General features: G+C 71.6%; 8 protein-coding genes. All 8 read right to left on the minus strand.

The features are described 5' to 3' along the window. Positions 1–38 precede the first annotated feature (38 nt). The 8 genes from ACSC1Q_RS35250 to ACSC1Q_RS35285 all read right to left on the minus strand — a co-directional run bounded on the left by ACSC1Q_RS35250 (position 39) and on the right by ACSC1Q_RS35285 (position 16327). Complete coding sequence (locus ACSC1Q_RS35250) at positions 39–4328, minus strand: DUF6603 domain-containing protein (protein ID WP_436763054.1); 4290 nt, start codon at positions 4326–4328, stop codon at positions 39–41. Beyond that, positions 4325–5617 (minus strand): ComEC/Rec2 family competence protein, encoded by a 1293-nt coding sequence (locus ACSC1Q_RS35255; RefSeq protein ID WP_436763055.1) that lies wholly within the window; start codon positions 5615–5617, stop codon positions 4325–4327. Before ACSC1Q_RS35255 ends, ACSC1Q_RS35250 begins: the two co-directional genes overlap by 4 nt. 18 nt (positions 5618–5635) lie before the next feature. Continuing rightward, positions 5636–8329 (minus strand): LamG domain-containing protein, encoded by a 2694-nt coding sequence (locus ACSC1Q_RS35260; RefSeq protein ID WP_436763056.1) that lies wholly within the window; start codon positions 8327–8329, stop codon positions 5636–5638. Continuing rightward, the gene (locus ACSC1Q_RS35265) at positions 8326–8490 is read right to left on the minus strand and encodes a hypothetical protein (protein ID WP_436763057.1); all 165 of its coding nucleotides are present in this window, start codon (positions 8488–8490) and stop codon (positions 8326–8328) included. The genes ACSC1Q_RS35260 and ACSC1Q_RS35265 overlap by 4 nt, the downstream gene beginning before the upstream one ends. 89 nt (positions 8491–8579) lie before the next feature. Then, positions 8580–11987 carry a hypothetical protein gene (locus tag ACSC1Q_RS35270; RefSeq protein ID WP_436763058.1) on the minus strand — a complete coding sequence of 1136 codons (3408 nt, stop codon included), beginning with the start codon at positions 11985–11987 and terminating at the stop codon, positions 8580–8582. 532 nt (positions 11988–12519) lie between these two features. Continuing rightward, positions 12520–13923 (minus strand): helix-turn-helix domain-containing protein, encoded by a 1404-nt coding sequence (locus ACSC1Q_RS35275; RefSeq protein ID WP_436763059.1) that lies wholly within the window; start codon positions 13921–13923, stop codon positions 12520–12522. 124 nt (positions 13924–14047) lie between these two features. Beyond that, positions 14048–15562 (minus strand): FAD-dependent monooxygenase, encoded by a 1515-nt coding sequence (locus ACSC1Q_RS35280; protein WP_436763060.1) that lies wholly within the window; start codon positions 15560–15562, stop codon positions 14048–14050. Between the two features lie 336 nt (positions 15563–15898). Beyond that, positions 15899–16327, minus strand: coding sequence for a nitroreductase family deazaflavin-dependent oxidoreductase (locus ACSC1Q_RS35285; protein ID WP_436763061.1), 429 nt, complete (start codon positions 16325–16327; stop codon positions 15899–15901). Between the last annotated feature and the right edge of the window lie 106 nt (positions 16328–16433).

A 16433-nucleotide genomic window follows, 5' to 3' on the forward strand; every position in this document is an offset into this window, starting at 1 on the left:
CCGAACGCGCCTCCGGGGCCTGCGGGAAAGCCTGGTCGTCAGCCATACGAGCCCACCTCCGGGGCCTGGAGGAAGTCGGTCGCGGTCAGCCCGTTCAGGTCGATCCGCAGGTCCGGCAGCAGCTTGCCGGCTATGGCCGAGCGGGCCCGTTCCCCGGCCGCGAGGTTTAGTGTCTGGTCGGCGGCCCGGGTGAACGCCGGCTGCGCCGTCCAGGAGAAGGCCGGGTCGCTGGACAGGGACGTGGCCGCCCGCAGCCTCGACAGCGGGAGGCTCTGGACGGTGTCCGGTTCCCTCGGCGGGTTCGGCCGGACGACGTACCCGGTGAGCAGGTTCTCGCGCAGCGCGGGCTCGCCGAGCGACGGGGTGAGCCGGTCGCCCCACAGCGCGGCGGGCAGGTTCTTGCCGACCGGCTCGAACCGGAAGGCGGTGTTCACCGTGTCCCCGCCCCGGGTGATCGTGATCGTCTGGACCGAGGTGAACGTGCCGGGGGCGGCCTCCACCGGCGCGATTCCGAACGGCGCGGCCCCGGTGGTGGCGAGCGCGGTCCCCGCCGACACACCGGAGGTCGAGGGGACGGCCGCGTCGGTGAGCAGTTCCAGTCCTGCCGGGTCGACCGTGCCCAGGTGGGTGCCCGAGGAGTCCTTCGGCGAGCCGCCGCGCAGCACGACCGTGACGGCGTCGGCCGCCTGGGGCAGCTGCGCCGCCCTGAACCGGCTCCACGGGACGGGTTTCGCCGACGCGCCGGACGAGGACCCGAACGAGATCGTGAAGGAGATGACGTCCAGGTCGATCGTGGCCGTGCCGCCGAACTCCGGCCCCCAGAACCGCACGTCGGTGCCGACGTGCGCGGTGATCGTGTGGGTGCCGAAGAACTCGAACGCGTAGGAGGCGCCGACGCCGATGCGCAGCCCTGCCTCGTAGTGGTAGGGCTGCCAGGCGATGAGGAAGTCCACCGCCGCGTCGAACCAGGCCCGCAGCGAGCCGTCCTCGTAGACGGCGCTGAGCGCGGCCCCGGCCATCAGCGCGCCCGGGGTGAGCGCGTAGTAGGCCGAGCCCTTCATGCTGAGCTGCGGCGTGACCTGCCAGGAGAATCCCAGCCTCGGCACGGCCGGGTAGTGATCGGGCACGGTGAAGTGCGGGTGGTAGCCGCCGACGCTGAGCACGAAGTCGCCCTGATGCTCCTCGCCGAACCAGGTGACGAACGCGAACCCGCCCGTCAGGCGGCAGGCCCGCGACAGCAGGTAGGAGTTGGACGTGAGCTGCGCCAGCAGCGAGAAGTACCCGTCCTCCGGCGCGAACGTCGCCCTCAGCGCGAGCTGGATCTCGGCGACAGGTGTGACGCCCGCCTGCGCCGCGTCCGCCACCGGCAGGACCAGGGTGGACAGGCCCAGCACGTTCATCTCGAACCGGTGCCCGAACTGGGCGGTCACCAGCAGGAACGAGTCGATCATCTTGAACGAGGTGAAGTGGATCCCCGCCGCGAGGAAGAAGTCGCCGGGCGAGGGCGGCAGGTCGTCCTCCAGGCGGGCCAGCTCGGTCGCGAGCGTGCCCGGTACGACCGTGCCAATGGCCTCGGCCACCAGCGGGAAGTCGGCGATCCTGTCGACGGGCGGCGCGACGATCCTGCGGTTGTAGCCGAACCCGGCCGCGACGCCCTCGACGAAGAAGAACGCGGGCCCGCCGATCGGGTAGTCCAGGAAGGCGTACACGAACAGCGACGGCCCCTCGGGCAGTTGCATGTAGGAGCCGAGCGCGCCGACGGTGAACGTCTCGGTCCCGATGACGGCCTTGCCACTGTACGCGGCCAGGTTCTTGCCCTCGTAGGCGACGGTGTCCTTGAGGAACGCCCCGCTCACCGTGACCGGCCCGCCGCTGTAGGAGACGCCGAGCCCGGCCAGGTCGAACGCCGGCACGGCGGTGGGATCGGCGAGCGACACCGCCGCCGAGAGCCCGTCGCAGGCGAGCGTGAGCCCGCCGGCCGAGATCGAGGCGTCCACCAGCACGGCGAGCCGCGCGGGCCGGTCGGGCACGTGCTCGTAGGCGAGCCCCACCCGTTCGACGTGGACCGGCCCGAAGTCGGTCTGCGCCCTGTACCACAGCACGTCGTCGGCGGTCTTGGCCTGTGCCGGCGTCACCTGGGCGGGCGTGCCGACGGGCAGCGTGACGGCCCGCTCCAGCGGCCCGAGCCGCAGGTGCCCGCTGAAGGCGAACCCCGGCGGGTACTCCCCGGCCTCCAGTTTCGCCACGCCCGGCGGCAGGATCGCGTTCAGCGCGGTGACCTGCTCGGGGGTGAGCGTCCCGGTGGTGGCCAGGACGCGCAGCGGGTCGAACCCGACGACCTGGTCCCCGGTGAGGCGCGGCCCGACGACGGGCAGCTTGGACAGGTCCACCTTCGCAGTGAGGTCGACCTCGAAGACGTGGGTGTCGCCCTCGACGGCGAGCAGCGCGTCGTCGACGCCGACCACGATGTCGGCGGGGATGTCCGCCGCCGCGGACGGCACCAGCGCCCCGACCAGCTCCTTCACCGTCGGCGTCGTCCCGCCCGTCCGGTAGGTGACGGCGTAGCGCGCCGCGTCCGCCTGGCCGGAGAAGTGGACGGCGAAGTCCAGTTCCAGCCCCGGCCGCACCGTCACGGCGATCGCTCCGGAGTACGTCCTGGCGTAGGTGTCGATCGCGACGGACAGGTCCACCTCGGTGGTGTCGACCGGGAACCGCATCGCGGCCGTGAAGAAGAACCGTTTCGTCTTGGTGGTGAATGAGGTGTCCAGGTCGTGCACGACCAGCCCGGCCAGTGGCGCGGGCAGCGGCGGCGCGTCGAACCTGTCCGCCAGCGACGCGATCATGTCGCCGACGGGCAGCCGCTGGCCCGGCGTGGTCGATCCCTCGAAGACCCAGGCCTCGGCCGCGTCGTACGACGCCGTGACGTGCACGGCCGCGGAGGCGATCAGGAGGACCGTGGCGGAGGAGAACGCGACGTCGTCGCCGTTCATGTCGAAGGCGAACCGCAGGTCCTCCAGGACCACGCCGTCGTCGATCGGCCACTGCCCCGCGACGTCGAGGGTGCCGCTAGCGGTCAGCGGGACCGTCCCCGACGGCAGGCCGACGGACAGGTCGAACTGCTCGACGACCACGTCGGGGAGGTGTCCCGAGGCGTCCTGCCCGGTGAGGTGCCGCCACACCTCGCGGATGCCGAGCGGGCCGTCGCCGCGGCGCAGCGCGCCGCCGAGACTCACGCCGTCCCCCAGGCCGGCGCTGATCTCCAGGGTTCCGTCCCGCCCGATGCCGATCAGGCCCGTGACGACGACGGAGACGCCGGGGGACGCGCTGAGCGGGGCGTCCACGCGGAAGGAGAGGTCGACGGCCTGCACGGTGAACGGGCCGGCGTCCCAGGTCTCCGCGGTGGCGACGCTGAGGGCGACATAGCCGATCTTCTGGGCGGCGGACGGGGTGACCAGGACGGTCAGCCGGCGCGGGACGACCGGCGCGGTGACCTCGACGTCGACGGGGATGTCCAGTGACTCCTGCCCCAGGAAGGCGGCGATCTCGTCGAACGCAGCCTCCCCCAGGTCGGTCAGGTCCGCGGTGAACAGCAGGGACTGGCCCCAGCCCACGATGTCGGCCCCGATGAGCACCTCGCGCTCCACCCCCCGCGCGGTGAACGGGATGACACCGGTGAGGCCCAGGCGGACCGCCGTGGTCAGGTCGCCCGCGGAGTAGTCGATCGCCGCGTCGGAGGTGATCTCGTACCGGAGTTCGGTCACCCGCAGCAGGCCGAGGTCGAGCGTCGCGCCCTCCGGCCCGTAGAGCAGGATGTCCGGAACGGGAGTGAGGTCGACCTGGAGCCCCGGGAACGGGCCCACCATGTGGACCTCGCCGTACACGGTGTGGTCCGCGCCTCGCATCAGCAGGTCCAGCAGGGCCATCTCGGTCGTGACGATCAGGGCGCCGCTGAACGCGAGCGTCTTCGCCGAGGGGGCCAGGCGCAGTCGCGCGTTCCGGAACCGCAGAGTCTCGAAGAGGGTGTGCCTGAGCGTGGGGAACGGTGTCGCGAACGTCCACTGCTCGTCGCCCTCCGCGGTGATGTCCGCGGTCACCGCCGACCCGTCCGAGGTGAACCGGGCCGTGAGGGTCATGCCGGTGAACGGGGCGCTGGCCCCGGTGCCGGCGACGCCCACTCCCCCGTCGACCTCGGTCCTGTCGTGGGCGTCGCGCAGCGTGAGGCGTTCGCCGAGCAGGTTGCTCAGCTCGGGCGAACCGAGCGCGGCGACGTCCACGGACACCGCCCCGTTCCGGACGGTGACGGCGGCTCGCAGCTGTTCCGGCGTCATTCGCCACCTCCGGGGGCCAGGATCGAGTACTCCCAGGTGCCGCGTGATCCGGTGATGTAGATCGGCAGAGTGGTCGTGTGGGAGTCCGGGTAGTAGGTTCCGGTCCCCGTGGGGGCCCAGAAGTAGATGGTGTGACTGGGAACGTTCGTCCCACCGGACGTCTTCATGACCTCCATGTAGCGGTCGATCACCGCCTTCGAGGGAAGGTGGTGCAGGTCGATCTGCTTGCCCGCGCTGACCACCAGCCGTTTGGGTCTGACCTGGTCCACGTACGCCTGCAGCGAGGAGGTGTTGTCGCTGCCGTGGTGGCTGGCGGTGGCGAGGTCGACGCCGGTGATCCGCTTCTCGTGCTGGGTGACCACGTAGTTCTCGGTGTTGAGGGTGGCGTCCCCGGACAGCAGCAGCTTCTGGCCGAAGACGGTGACCATGACCACGATGCTCGCCCGGTTGGCCTCGGTGCTGTTGTCCTTCAGGCTCGCGGTGTTCACTCCACCGGCGAGGATCGAGATCTTGCAGTCGGGCTCGTCGAGGATGCGGATTCCCCCGTCGCCGTCCAGCCGGTCCTCCTTCACGGTGGCGGTGGCGGCCTCGACACGCTTTCCCTCCAGCCGGATCAGCGGCGGTTTCGGGCTGGCGATGCCGTTGCGGTGGTGCTCCACCTGCTGCACGCGGGCACTGGTGACGGCCCGCTCGTTGATCCAGGCGCAGGCGCCGCCCTCGGCGTACCGGGTCCGCAACAGGCTGTGGTAGACCTTCTCGAGCTTGACTCCGGCGGGCAGGACGGTCTTCAGCTTGTTGTAGTGGTCCCCGTCGGGGTGGGTGAGGACCAGCACGTCGATCACGTCGCTTCCCAGCATGAACTTGGGGTCCCGCAGCTTGCCCCTGACGATGTTGACGAAGCGCTGGTCGGCGGTGAGACCCCCGGGCGGGCCGCTGCCGAGGACCTCGTTGTAGGAGTCCGAGCCGCAGTCGACCACCACCACGCGGCCGCCCGGAGTGCTCATGATCGTGCAGTCGCCCATTCCCATCCGGATGAACGCGGCGTGGAAGTGCTTGTCGTTGCGGTTGCCCGTGGGGGCTGGGGGGATGTTCTTCAGCTCCTCCGCGCGGCGCGCGGCCAGTTCGGCGTCCTCCGCCTTCGCCTTCTTGATCAGCTCGTCCCTGGCGGCGTCACGCTCGGGCTTGGTCGAACTTCTCGTACGCTTCCTGACAGGAGTGTCCGATTCGTCCGTCTCGGCTTCCTTGCGCTTCCTGGACTCGTCCGGGGTCTCCGGCGGCGTCTCGCTCATCTCTCACTCTCTGCCTGCTCAGGAGGGGTAGGTGATGCGCCAGCGGCCCTGGTTGATGCGGGTCTTCTGCCGCCAGGTGTAGACGTAGCGCCGGTCGTTGTCGCGCGGCTCGTAGTCGGCCGCGTAGGCGTACTCGCCCTGCTTGGTGTTGTAGAGGTCGAACTCCAGCTGGCCCGCGGCCAGGCGCTGCAGGATGCGCAGCTCGTCCTCGCCGACGGTGACGCCGCCGATCCGGATGTTCTGCGCGACGAAGGTCCGGGCGATGACGTCGATGAGCTGGTCGACCGGGATGTTGCCGTCCTTGAACGCGATGCCCTCGGGACGGCCCTCGATCCGGTGCCAGAACTTGCTGGCGTGGTGGAAGCGGATGCTCGGGTACGTGACGTCCGTGCCCGTCGTGTTCTCCTGGAACAGCTCCAGGTACAGCGTCTGCCCGCTCGCGCCCTGCGAGGCGTCCCTGCGCAGCTGCAGGTGGCTGTTGTCGTTCCTGATCGTCACCTTGCCGCCCAGCGGGCCGGGCGTGCCGAAGCCGATCTGGTCGGTGCCCAGCGGGTTGATCAGCAGCGGCCGGGAGCCGCCTGACTGGATCCAGGAGTAGGTCTGGTGGTGGCCGATGCGCAGGTGTGCCTGGTTGACCGGGCCGACGATCACCGCGCCGCCCAGCGAGTCCTGGTTGACGTGGACGACGTGCAACCTGCCCTGCGGGGAGCCCACCGGGCCGATGCCCACGGCGTCGCCCCTCGGGTTGAGCAGCAGCGGCCTGGAGCCGTGCGACTGGATCCAGGAGTAGTCCTGGTGGTAGCCCAGGCGCAGGTTCGACTGGTTGGTCGGCCCCAGGATCAGCGTGCCGCCCCCGGCGTCCTGGTTGGTGTGCACGACGTGCAGGCGGGTCTCGGGGGCTCCGGTGCCGATCCCGACGGAGTTGCCCAGCGGGTTGAGCGCGAGCGGCAGCCCGCTGTGCGACTGGATCCAGGTGTAGGTGCGGTCGTAGCCCAGGCGCATGTTCTGCTCGGACTTCCAGCCGATGACCAGCGCGTCGCCGTTGGCGTCCTGCGGGGTGTGGATGATCTGGAACCGCGCCTGGAGCCTGTCGGCCGCGACGTTCACCCCGGCGGAGGACTGCGAGAACAGCAGCGGGGTGCGGTCCACCATCACCGTCGCCGAGCCGTCGGCGTAGCCGGGGATGTTCTCGTACTCGACGAGGATCGGGGCGTGTCCCGGTTTGGGCAGCGCGAGGATGTTGGTGAGTTCGAGCTCGACGTACTCGCCGGGGGCGAGCACGGTGTCGGCGAGGGGGGTGACCTCCCACGTCCTGACCTTGTCCGGGCGTTTCCTGGCGCTCCACCGGCTGCCGGTGACCGAGAGCCCGACGCCCCCGGCCGCGCCGACCTTGGTGAGCGCCCAGGGCGTCCTGTCGGCGTCGGCGCCGCTGTCGGCCTCGGCGTCGAACGAGATCAGGAAGGTCGAGGTCGGCAGGCCCTTCTGGAGCGGGATGCCCTTGCCCGAGCGCATCGTGTTGGCGATGTGCAGCCTCAGCTTGTTGGGCGTCGTGCCGTCGCTGAGCACCCGGTCGCCGCCGACGAGGCGGATGTCCAGCGGGATGTTGTGCAGGCCCCGGTGGTTGATCACGTCCAGGTACTGGATCCGGCTGCCGTCCAGCGGCATGGTCTGGCCGGAGTATCTGATGTTCCGGTACTCCAGCTCCACCTGGGTGCCGTGGGTGCCGTCCGTGCCGTCGGCGTTGAGGCCCGCCACCTCGACCGAGACGAAGCCGCCCGGCGGGATCGGCCTGGCGTTCTTCCACTGGAAGTACAGGGCCGTGCCGTCCGCCTCGGGCACCATGGCCCAGTCGGCGGAGTTCAGGGCAGGGGTGAGCCCGGCGGCGAGCGTCCCCTTCCGCAGGCGCAGCGCGAAGTGGTACGTGCTGGAGGACACGCCGGTGAGCGGCATCGTCTCCACCGTGCCGCGCGAGCTGTTGGTGAGTTGCAGCGTCATCGTCTGGAGCCTGACGTCGTCGATGTACAGCACCGGCTGGGCGTCGTCGTTGACGAAGGCGAAGTCCAGCGGGTGCGACCGGACGAACATCTCCAGGGGCGGCTCGTCGTCGGCCATGTCCCGCAGGATCTCCGCGGCCGTCAGTGCCCGGTCGTACACCCGGAACTGCGCGATCATCCCGTTGTAGGCCGCCGTGCCGTTGCCGGATCCCAGCCGGAACTCCTCCCGGTCGGCCACCCGCGAGGCGCCCCGCAGGCCCCACTCCCCCGCGAGCCCGCCGTCCACGAAGATCCGCGCGGTCACGCCGTCGTTGGTGACGGCGACGTGCTTCCAGGTGTTCGGGGGGATCGAGCCGACGCCCGAGCGGTGGCTGTCCAGGCCCCTGGTCGAGTCGTACAGGTGCTCAAGCTGCCCGTTGCTTTCCAGGCGCAGCCGGATGTTGGGCGAGCTCTTGCCGAACACGGCGACGGTCCCGCCGCCGGGCCAGTTGATCCACGCCGAGAGGGTGTAGGTGGTCAGCCCGAGCAGCGGCTGGCCCGCCGGTACGGTCGCGTACTGGTTGCCGCCGCCCAGCCGCAGGCAGGCGAACTTCGGGTCGGTGACGACGGCCGGCGCCTCGGCGAAGGTGCCCGTCAGCTGGTGGGGACCGCTGTCGAGGACGGCCCTCTGCGGGGCGAGGGCGTCCAGCGGCCAGTGCAGGACCAGGGAGTCGCTCATCCGTGCCTCTCCTCGGGGACCGAGGTGAGGCCGAGCTGCCCCTGGGCCTGCTGCCGCACGGTGGCGACCAGCTCGTAGACCTGGGCGTAGGGAAGATTGCCGAGCGCGTCGAGGATCTGGTTGACCTCGGGGAGCGTCAGCGTCAGGTTGATCTTCTGCATGGAGGGGGTCCTCTGGTCGGTGTCCTGGATGGGCTGCTCGGTGTCGTGGGTGAGCCGTGCCGGGGTCCCGACGGGCTGCTCCGCGTGAGTTACTCGGTGTCCGGGACGAGCGTCAGCCAGCCCTCCCGGGCCGTGGGCAGGGCGGGGGCTCCCGCGTCGTCGTGGACCGGGTCGAGCGGCCGGTCGATCCAGGTCGACGGGGTGCGCTCGCGCCAGCTCCACCGGTGCCCGGGGACGTCCGGCACGGGCAGCGCCAGGCTGTCGCCGTCCAGGAGCACCGGCGCGGTGAACTCCGGGACGCGCAACGCGTCCATCGCGGCGCGGTACTGCTCGGCGGGCAGGGTGGCCGTCTTGCCCGGCAGGAAGCCGGACGTCACGTGGATCGGGGCCCGGGGGTCGGCCAGCAGGGTGAGCGTGCGCGGCGGCAGGTCGATCCCGACGGTGAGCGGCGGCGCCGTCGTGACGGGCAGGAAGTCGCCGAGGCCGTACGGCGGGCCGGGCTCCTCGCGCCAGTACCCGATGAGCCCGTCGTTCAGCCGGTCGGCCGTGCCGACCCGTACGGGCAGCGCGACGTCCGGGTAGCCGTTGGAGTCGCGGGTGCCGCGCCGCATGTCCTGCCGGAAGACGTTCCAGTCCTGGTGGACGGCGGGCGGGCCCATGACCTGGAGGTCGAGTTCGGCCCGCAGCACGGCGAGCGGCCGGGCGGTGAGCACGTCCAGGCCGTGGTCCTCGGGTTCGACGCCCGCCGTCAGCGTGTCGAGGGTCGCCAGGAACGCCGCGAACGCGTCCGGGCCGAGCGCCTGGATCCGGGTGGCCACCGCCCGCAGGTGCGCGTTGCCGATCCGCGCGACGCCGGTGACCGCGCTGCCTGGGGAGGGCAGCCAGCGGGCCAGTCCCGCGTCGGACGGCTCCGGGCTCGCGACGACCAGGCCGAGCGGGGTGCCGTCGTCGGCGTAGAAGGCGAGGCCGTCGTTCAGGTCGTCGGGGACGAGCCACCCGCACACCGGGGAGGTCACCGGCACGTCGTTCATCTCGCGCAGCTCGTGGTCGGAGTCCAGCCAGCGGAACGACAGCCGGGACGGCTGGGCCAGCCTCGGCGGCATCGCGGCCCAGCCGGGGCGGCCGGGGACGCGCATCCGCGTGGTGGTGGCCGCGCCGCCGGTGTCGACGTCGCAGGCCAGCCCGAAGTTGTCGACGATCCGCAGCCGGTTCAGGCGCATCACCCCGGCGCGGATCGGGTTGAACGCCGACAGCGGCTCCGGCGCGTGCCGGGTGTCGTCGCCGACGGCCCGCGCGACCTCCGCCGCGAACCTCCGGTAGCCGGGGAAGCCGAGCGGGTCGGCGATCGGGAGCTGGCGGGTGAGCCGCCGCATGAGCAGGGCGTCGTTGAAGCCGCCGAGGACCTGGGCGAGGTTGCCGCCCTCGTTCGCGGCCAGGTGCCGGTACATCGAGATGATCGTCTTGAGGCGGGCGTCCGTGCCGTTCGCGGCGTACCAGGCGATGACCGTGCCCGGGGCCTTCTGGAAGGCGGCGGGGTCGACCGTCGTCCCGTTCGCCGCGTTGTAGGCGGCGACGACGTTGCCCGCCAGGTAGCGCAGGATACGCGCCGACATCACCGGCCTGGCGCTCCGCGACAGGATCGTGGTGCCCGAGTAGACGCTCGCGGCCCTGGTCGGGGCCTCGTACCCGGGCCTGGTCCGCAGGTCCGCCTCGCCGGGGGCGAGCTCGTAGGCGTCGGTGACGAACGCGGGGTCGTAGACGGGGTCGTCCGGGTCGAGGTTGTCGCCGCCGCCGACGGCGAGGAACTCGGCCTCCCAGTGCAGGAGCACCGGGCGCCACGGGTTGTGCGCCCAGACGTCCGGTTTCAGCCCGAGTTTGGGCAGCTCCCGCTGGAGCGTCGCGGGGTCGCGCGGGTCGGCGGCCGCGAGCACCCGGCAGGGCAGCAGGCCGTCGGGGGTGCCCTCGCCGTCCCGGCCGTGCCGGTCGGAGGGCGTGGCCACCTGGCCGGTGAGCAGCACGACCGGCTCGGCGGGCAGATAGAACTGCGGCGCCGGGACGGTACCGAGGACGAACGTCGCGCCGGCCGGTCCGGCCGTCCGGGTGTTGTACGCCGCGAGGGCGGTGTCGAGGGCGGTACGGGCCTCGGCGACGGCGTTCCCGGGACCGCTCAGGAGGTTGGTCCGCTCGTCCAGGTGGTCGATGTGCCATTCGAGGTAGGAGCGCACCTCGTCGGGGTCGGGGTAGCTCTCGCGCAGGCCCGCGCCGGGGTAGGCGCAGATCATGTACCGGTACCAGTCGGCGAACAGCTGCTCGCGCAGGCCGACCAGCTCCTCCTCGGCCCGGTCGAGGTCCTCCCGCGCCGTGTTGAGCCGGTTGAGCAGGTCGCCGATCTGGCGGGGCAGGGCCAGCGTCTCGCGCCGCTGGCGGGTGGCGGCGTCGGCGTCCGGGGCGTCCTCGCGGCGGATCGTCCAGAGCTGTCCCGAGGGCAGCGGCCGGAAGCCGTCGGCGTGCCGTTCCTCGGCCAGCTTGGCGCCGACGTCGAGCGGCTTGGCCTCCAGCTCGTCGGCGTAGGCCAGGGCTTCGAGCAGGTCCTCTGCCTCGTCGGGGGCGACCCCGTCGAGCACCGTGCCGAGGTGGGCGGCGAGCGCCTCGGTCGCGCTCGTGCCGACGAACACGCCGCCGTCCTGGGCGTACAGCAGCGGGTCGACGGCCCGGCCGTCCGGCCTGAACAGGAGCGACGCGTAGCAGACCGTGGACGCCGGGCGGGCGCTGCCGTCCGGGACGCCCCAGCCGAACCCGTCGGCCAGCGCGGCCCGCCACCCGGTGCCGGTGTCCAGGCCGGCGAGGGTGTCCCGCGCGGCGGCCGAGAACCAGCCCGCGACCTCGTACTGGGTGCCGCTCGGCGGGCGGGAGGCGGCGAAGTCGGTGTCGTGGAAGCCGAACACGCTGTGGCAGCCCGGGTAGAAGGCCGCGAAGGCGGGGTCGCCGTGCCCGATCGCCGTCACCTTCGGCAGCCGGTCTCCCGGCAGGCCCGGCCGCCACGTCTCCAGGGGCACGGCCCGGCCGAGCCTGCGGAACGGGACGTCGCCCTCGGTCATCGGGAACGCGATCCCGGCCGAGCCCGCGTCGCCAGGCGCGGCCAGGTAGTCGCTCTCGACCACCCAGGAACGTTCCAAAGTCCCGTCCCGGCGGCGCGTCACCAGCCATCGGTCCGGTACGGCGGGCACCAGCGTCTTCCCGTCCCGCTGGACGAGCCTGGTCAGCGCGTCCGGGAGGGACCAGTGCAGGTGCACTCCCGGCCCGAGCACGAAGTCCCGGTCCTCGAAGGGGTCGGGAAGGATCTCCTCGCTGACGTACGGGGTGCCTGGCCGGACGTCCCGTTTCGTGATGGGATCGACGTACGGCAGCCTGGTGAAGTCCACCGGCTCGACGACTCCGACCTCGTCCTCCAGATAGAGCGCCGCCAGACACACCGGAACCACAAGCACATCGGCCATGACGCCCCTCTCTCAGTCCGGCTGCCACACAATAGCGATATGGGCGACATTCCGGAAAGACCGAAGTTCAGAGCTGTAACACGGCGAGATTTTCTCCACAATTACCGGCAAGACTCATTCGCCTATCCCCGGGGTGGGATCTGGGCCACTTTTTACGCCGACCTTTCTTGACCGCTCCGAGCTGGGCGGGCAATTAAAGTCAACGAATTTCGCGGATCGTGTTCGTCATTCCCCGCCACGGGTCTCCGTCGCTTCATCCGTCGCGACGGGCCGGAAAGTCGGACGTTACTCTTGGGCGATCACATTTACCCGCACGACGTTACCCGTCGCCTTCCGGTCCGGATTCACACCCGCCGACCGGAACATGACGAGCCCTCACGTCCCCTTCGCGCCGATGCTCCCGTCCGGCGCCCCGCGGAACGAGAACGGCCCCTGGCCGGCGAGGGCGCAGGGGCCGATCCGTCGTACTCGGGAGCGGGGTCAGGGGATCAAACGAGATCAGGGGCGGGGGAACATCCGGGAGGGGAGAGCGTCACCCGGCCTTCGATTCGTGCGGGACGCCGAGACGCGCCGGGACAGCCGCCGGGACCGCCGGGACGACCACCTCGCGCCACGTCGAGCCGGGCGGGGTCTCCGTACGCGAGCTGACCCCGACGGTCTCGAGCGCGGCGCGGTAGGCGTTCGCCTGCCTTTCCAGCGCCCCGGCCCGGCCCCAGAGGTCACCGATCTCGCGCCAGAGCCTGGCCGACTCCCGGTCGACGAAGGAGGCCACCGAGGCGACCGGGTCGGCGAGCAGCTCCTGCGCCTTCTCCAGCGCGGGACCGCCGTCTTTGGAGCGTGCCATAGCGAGTTCGGCCAGAACCACGTACGCCATCGCCGGCACCGTTCCCCGCACACCGGTGAGCAGCCCGAGCGCCTGCTCGGCCAGCTCGGCGGCGGCGTCCGCGTCGCCGGAGCGCGACCGCACGCGGGAGAGCACGACCAGGCCCCGGGCGTGCTCGATCGTCCCCGGTGACAGGCGCGAGAGGATCTCGGTCGCGGAGGCGGCGAACTCACCCGCCCGGTCGAGGCCGGCGTCCCCGGGACGCGCGGTGGCGCTCCACGCCCAGCGCATCGCGCTCCGGACGTAGCGGACGGCCATCCGCGCGGGCCGGCCGGCGGCGACGGCGTCCGCCGCGAGCCGCGCGGCGAGCGCGGAGTCCTCCTCCGCCGCGGCCGTGCTGGCCCGCCACAGGCCGAGGACCTCCGGCTCGCGGTCGACGGCGTCGGGCAGGTGGGAGGCGGTCAGCACCCGCTCGACGTACGCGAGGTCGACCTCCATCTCGGCGAGCACGGCGGCGAGGTCGAGGGCGAGGTCACCCTGGTCGAGCCCGAGCCGCCCGGCCTGGGCCAGGGCCTCCCTCCCGAGATCCCGGGCGCGCAGCGTGTCACCCGCGCGGTGGTAGCAGCGGCAGAGCCCCACGACGAGCGGCAGGTCGGCGAGGCGCTCGGGGTGCTCCGCGGCCTCGTGGCGGAGCAGCTCGTAGACCTCGACCGCCCGCGCCGTGTGCCCCTGGGCCTCCAGCGCGCGGGCCTGGCCGAAGCGCGCCTGCGCGGCGAGGGCGGCGTTGTCGCCCCCCGCGGCCTCCGCCGTGTCCGCGAAGAGCCCGGCCGCGACGGCCGGGTCCCCGTGGCACAGTTCGAGCTCGGCCTGCCGCAGGGCGAGCGCGGTGTCGACGCGCTGGTGCGGCTCGATCCCGTGGAGCAGGAACTCCATGCCGCAGCCGAGCCGGTCGGCGAGCAGGCGCGTGACGACCGGGGTGGGAGTCCGCTTCCCGGACTCGATGAGCGAAACATAACTGTCAGACAGGTCTGGCCCGGCCAACTGCGCCTGGGACATGTGCCTGCTCAACCGCAATCCACGGATGCGGTCACCGATGGTTGCTTGACCGGCCATCACCAGAGCCGTTCCGTCGGCGGCACGATGAGATCCACGTCCCACTCCTTACGCACGGTTTACTGTTAATTACAGTAGATCGTACTGCCCTTCGTGGCCAACGGGGCGTCAGCGGCGGACCGTTTCACCCGGGTTTCGTGGTGGATGCCACCGTAGGGCGGGCGGTGCACCACGCGGCCAGGGCCGCGCGCAGGGCGACGTCGAGCGCGACGGGGTTCCGCTCGTCGATGGCGCAGGCGATGTACCCGTCCGGACGGATCAGCAGGACGGGGAGACCGGCGCACGCGGGAACGGCGTGGATCACCCGTTCCCCGTACGGCGAGCCCGCCGCGTCCGCCGGATCGCCCTCGGGGGCGAGGATCACGAAGCGCCCGGCCCGCAGCGTCTCGTACAGCCGGATCGGCTCCCCCGCCAGATGGATGTCCGGCACCCGCTGACCGGCCAGCCGGTGCGCTCCCGGGAGGGCGGGATAGGAGATACTCAGGCCCGATATGGTCTCGGCCAGCCATCGGCCGAGGGGATGGATCCGGTTCGCGACGACCGGGAGCAGGGAGCGGGCGGCCCGCGCCCGCCGGGTGGAGCCCATGGCGGCGCTGAGCAGCGCGCCGTTGGTCCGCAGGGTCCTCCTGCCGACCGGATGCCGCTCGGTGTGGTAGGTGTCGAGCAGGCCGTCCGGCGCCCAGCCCTGGACCCCGGCGACGAGCTTCCAGCCGAGGTTGGCCGCGTCCTGCAGGCCGGTGTTCACGCCCTGCCCGCACGCCAGCGAGTGCACGTACGCGGTGTCGGCGGCCAGGAACACCCGGTCGACGCGATAGCGGAGCACCTGCCGCTCGTCGCTGTGGGCCCTCGACAGCCGGCGGGCGTCGTGCATGCCGAAGTCGCTGCCCATGACGCGCCGGGTGGCGTCGCTGAGCTCGCGGAGGCTGAGCCGGGCGTTGTCGGGAAACTGCCGCCGCCGGTCCCAGGCGATGATCTGGTACCAGCCGTCGCCGTAGGAGGAGACGAAGGAGAAACCCTCCTCGTTCGCGACGAGGATCAGCTCCCGCTCCGGCCTCTCCTCCAGGAGGACGTCGGCCTGCATGACCGACTGCACGGCGGAACGTCCGGGAAAGGGGACCCCCAGCGCGTCCCGCACGACGCTGCGCAGGTCGTCGGCGCCCACGACGAACCGCGCGCGCCAGGTCCGCATCATGCCGTCGGCGCGTACGTCGACGTCCACCCCGGCCGCGTCCTGGCTCAGCCCGACCGCCTCGGCGCCGCGCACGATCTCCGCTCCGAGCCGGGTGGCACGCTCCTCAAGCACCCGCTCGGCGTTGTACCGCGGGGTGCACAACAGGAACGGGAACCGCGACGGCAGGTGGGACAGACTGAGATCCAGGCCGTCGAACATCCGTACCGTCTCGACGATCGTGCCGGCGTCGATCAGCTCGTCGGCGACGCCCCGGGCGTCGAGCTGCTCCAGGGTGCGAGCGTGCAGGGGGAAGGCCCGGGTGAGCCTCGAACACTGGGGCTCCCGCTCCACGACCGTGCAGGCGACACCTCTCGCGGCGAGGTCACCCGCGATCAGCAGACCCGCAGGACCGGCACCAACAACCAGCACATCCGTGTCGAACGGCACCATCAGCGTCTCCAATCCCACGCGAGGCGGCTCCCTGAAGCGATCACCGGGATGAGAACCAGCGCCGATCCGACCCCCTGCCTTCCCCGTACGCCGATGTCCGGCCCTCGGACCGACGGATCGCCGCTCCGGCACCGTCCGTCCTTCGCCGCCGCCCCGTCCGGCCGAGGTCGCGCGACGACCAACCGGCGGCCTTATCATGCTACGACCAGGCATTTCCCGGCGTATCGGCGCCTGCCCCGCCCACGGCGCGATCACCGTGAGGCCCGCACCGGCCCGTGGGTCTCGTGGGCCCCGCGGGCCGGTACGGAGGAGCCTCGCCGCGTACGCCTCCTGTCACCGCGGCGGGGCCGGGCGTCAGGCGCGGGTGAGGATCACCACCGGGATGTCGCGGGCGGTCTTGCGCTGGTAGGCGGCGTACTCGCCGTGGATCCCGACCATCCGCTCCCACAGGGCGGGCTTCTCGTCGGCGGTCGCGGTCCGGGCGACGGCGGTGAACACCTCGGCCATCACCTGCACCTCGACCCTCGGCAGGGCCAGCACGTTGTGGTACCACAGCGGGTGATCGTCGGCCCCGCCGTTGGAGGCGACGACCACGTGGTCGTCGCCGTCGCGCCCGTAGATCAGCGGGGTCCGCCGCTTCAGCCCGGACCTGCGGCCGACGGTGGTCAGCAGCAGGGTGGGCCTGCCGTAGTAGAGGTGGCCGTCGGCGCCGTTCGACTCGACGTATTTGCGGAGGTGCCTGGAAACCCAGGCGGTGGGGGAGTCGGTGATCTCGTCGCTCATGCGGCTCACGCTATAGACCTCCGTTGACATTTCTTGATCTGGTTTGCTCCAGTTTTAATTAGTTTTCGATATGTTTCTCCTGGTTCTTCCGATTTTTCTACTTTCA

The sequence above is a fragment of the Streptosporangium heterodermiicola genome, from assembly GCF_051390675.1.
Taxonomy (GTDB): Bacteria; Actinomycetota; Actinomycetes; order Streptosporangiales; family Streptosporangiaceae; genus Streptosporangium.

Bases quoted from the DNA above. Each gene is read 5' to 3' on its own strand.
- ACSC1Q_RS35250 (WP_436763054.1), bottom strand. From the start codon at position 4,328: ATGACGCCGGAACAGCTGCGAGCCGCCGTCACCGTCCGGAACGGGGCG.
- ACSC1Q_RS35255 (WP_436763055.1), bottom strand. From the start codon at position 5,617: ATGAGCGAGACGCCGCCGGAGACCCCGGACGAGTCCAGGAAGCGCAAG.
- ACSC1Q_RS35260 (WP_436763056.1), bottom strand. From the start codon at position 8,329: ATGAGCGACTCCCTGGTCCTGCACTGGCCGCTGGACGCCCTCGCCCCG.
- ACSC1Q_RS35265 (WP_436763057.1), bottom strand. From the start codon at position 8,490: ATGCAGAAGATCAACCTGACGCTGACGCTCCCCGAGGTCAACCAGATC.
- ACSC1Q_RS35270 (WP_436763058.1), bottom strand. From the start codon at position 11,987: ATGGCCGATGTGCTTGTGGTTCCGGTGTGTCTGGCGGCGCTCTATCTG.
- ACSC1Q_RS35275 (WP_436763059.1), bottom strand. From the start codon at position 13,923: ATGGCCGGTCAAGCAACCATCGGTGACCGCATCCGTGGATTGCGGTTG.
- ACSC1Q_RS35285 (WP_436763061.1), bottom strand. From the start codon at position 16,327: ATGAGCGACGAGATCACCGACTCCCCCACCGCCTGGGTTTCCAGGCAC.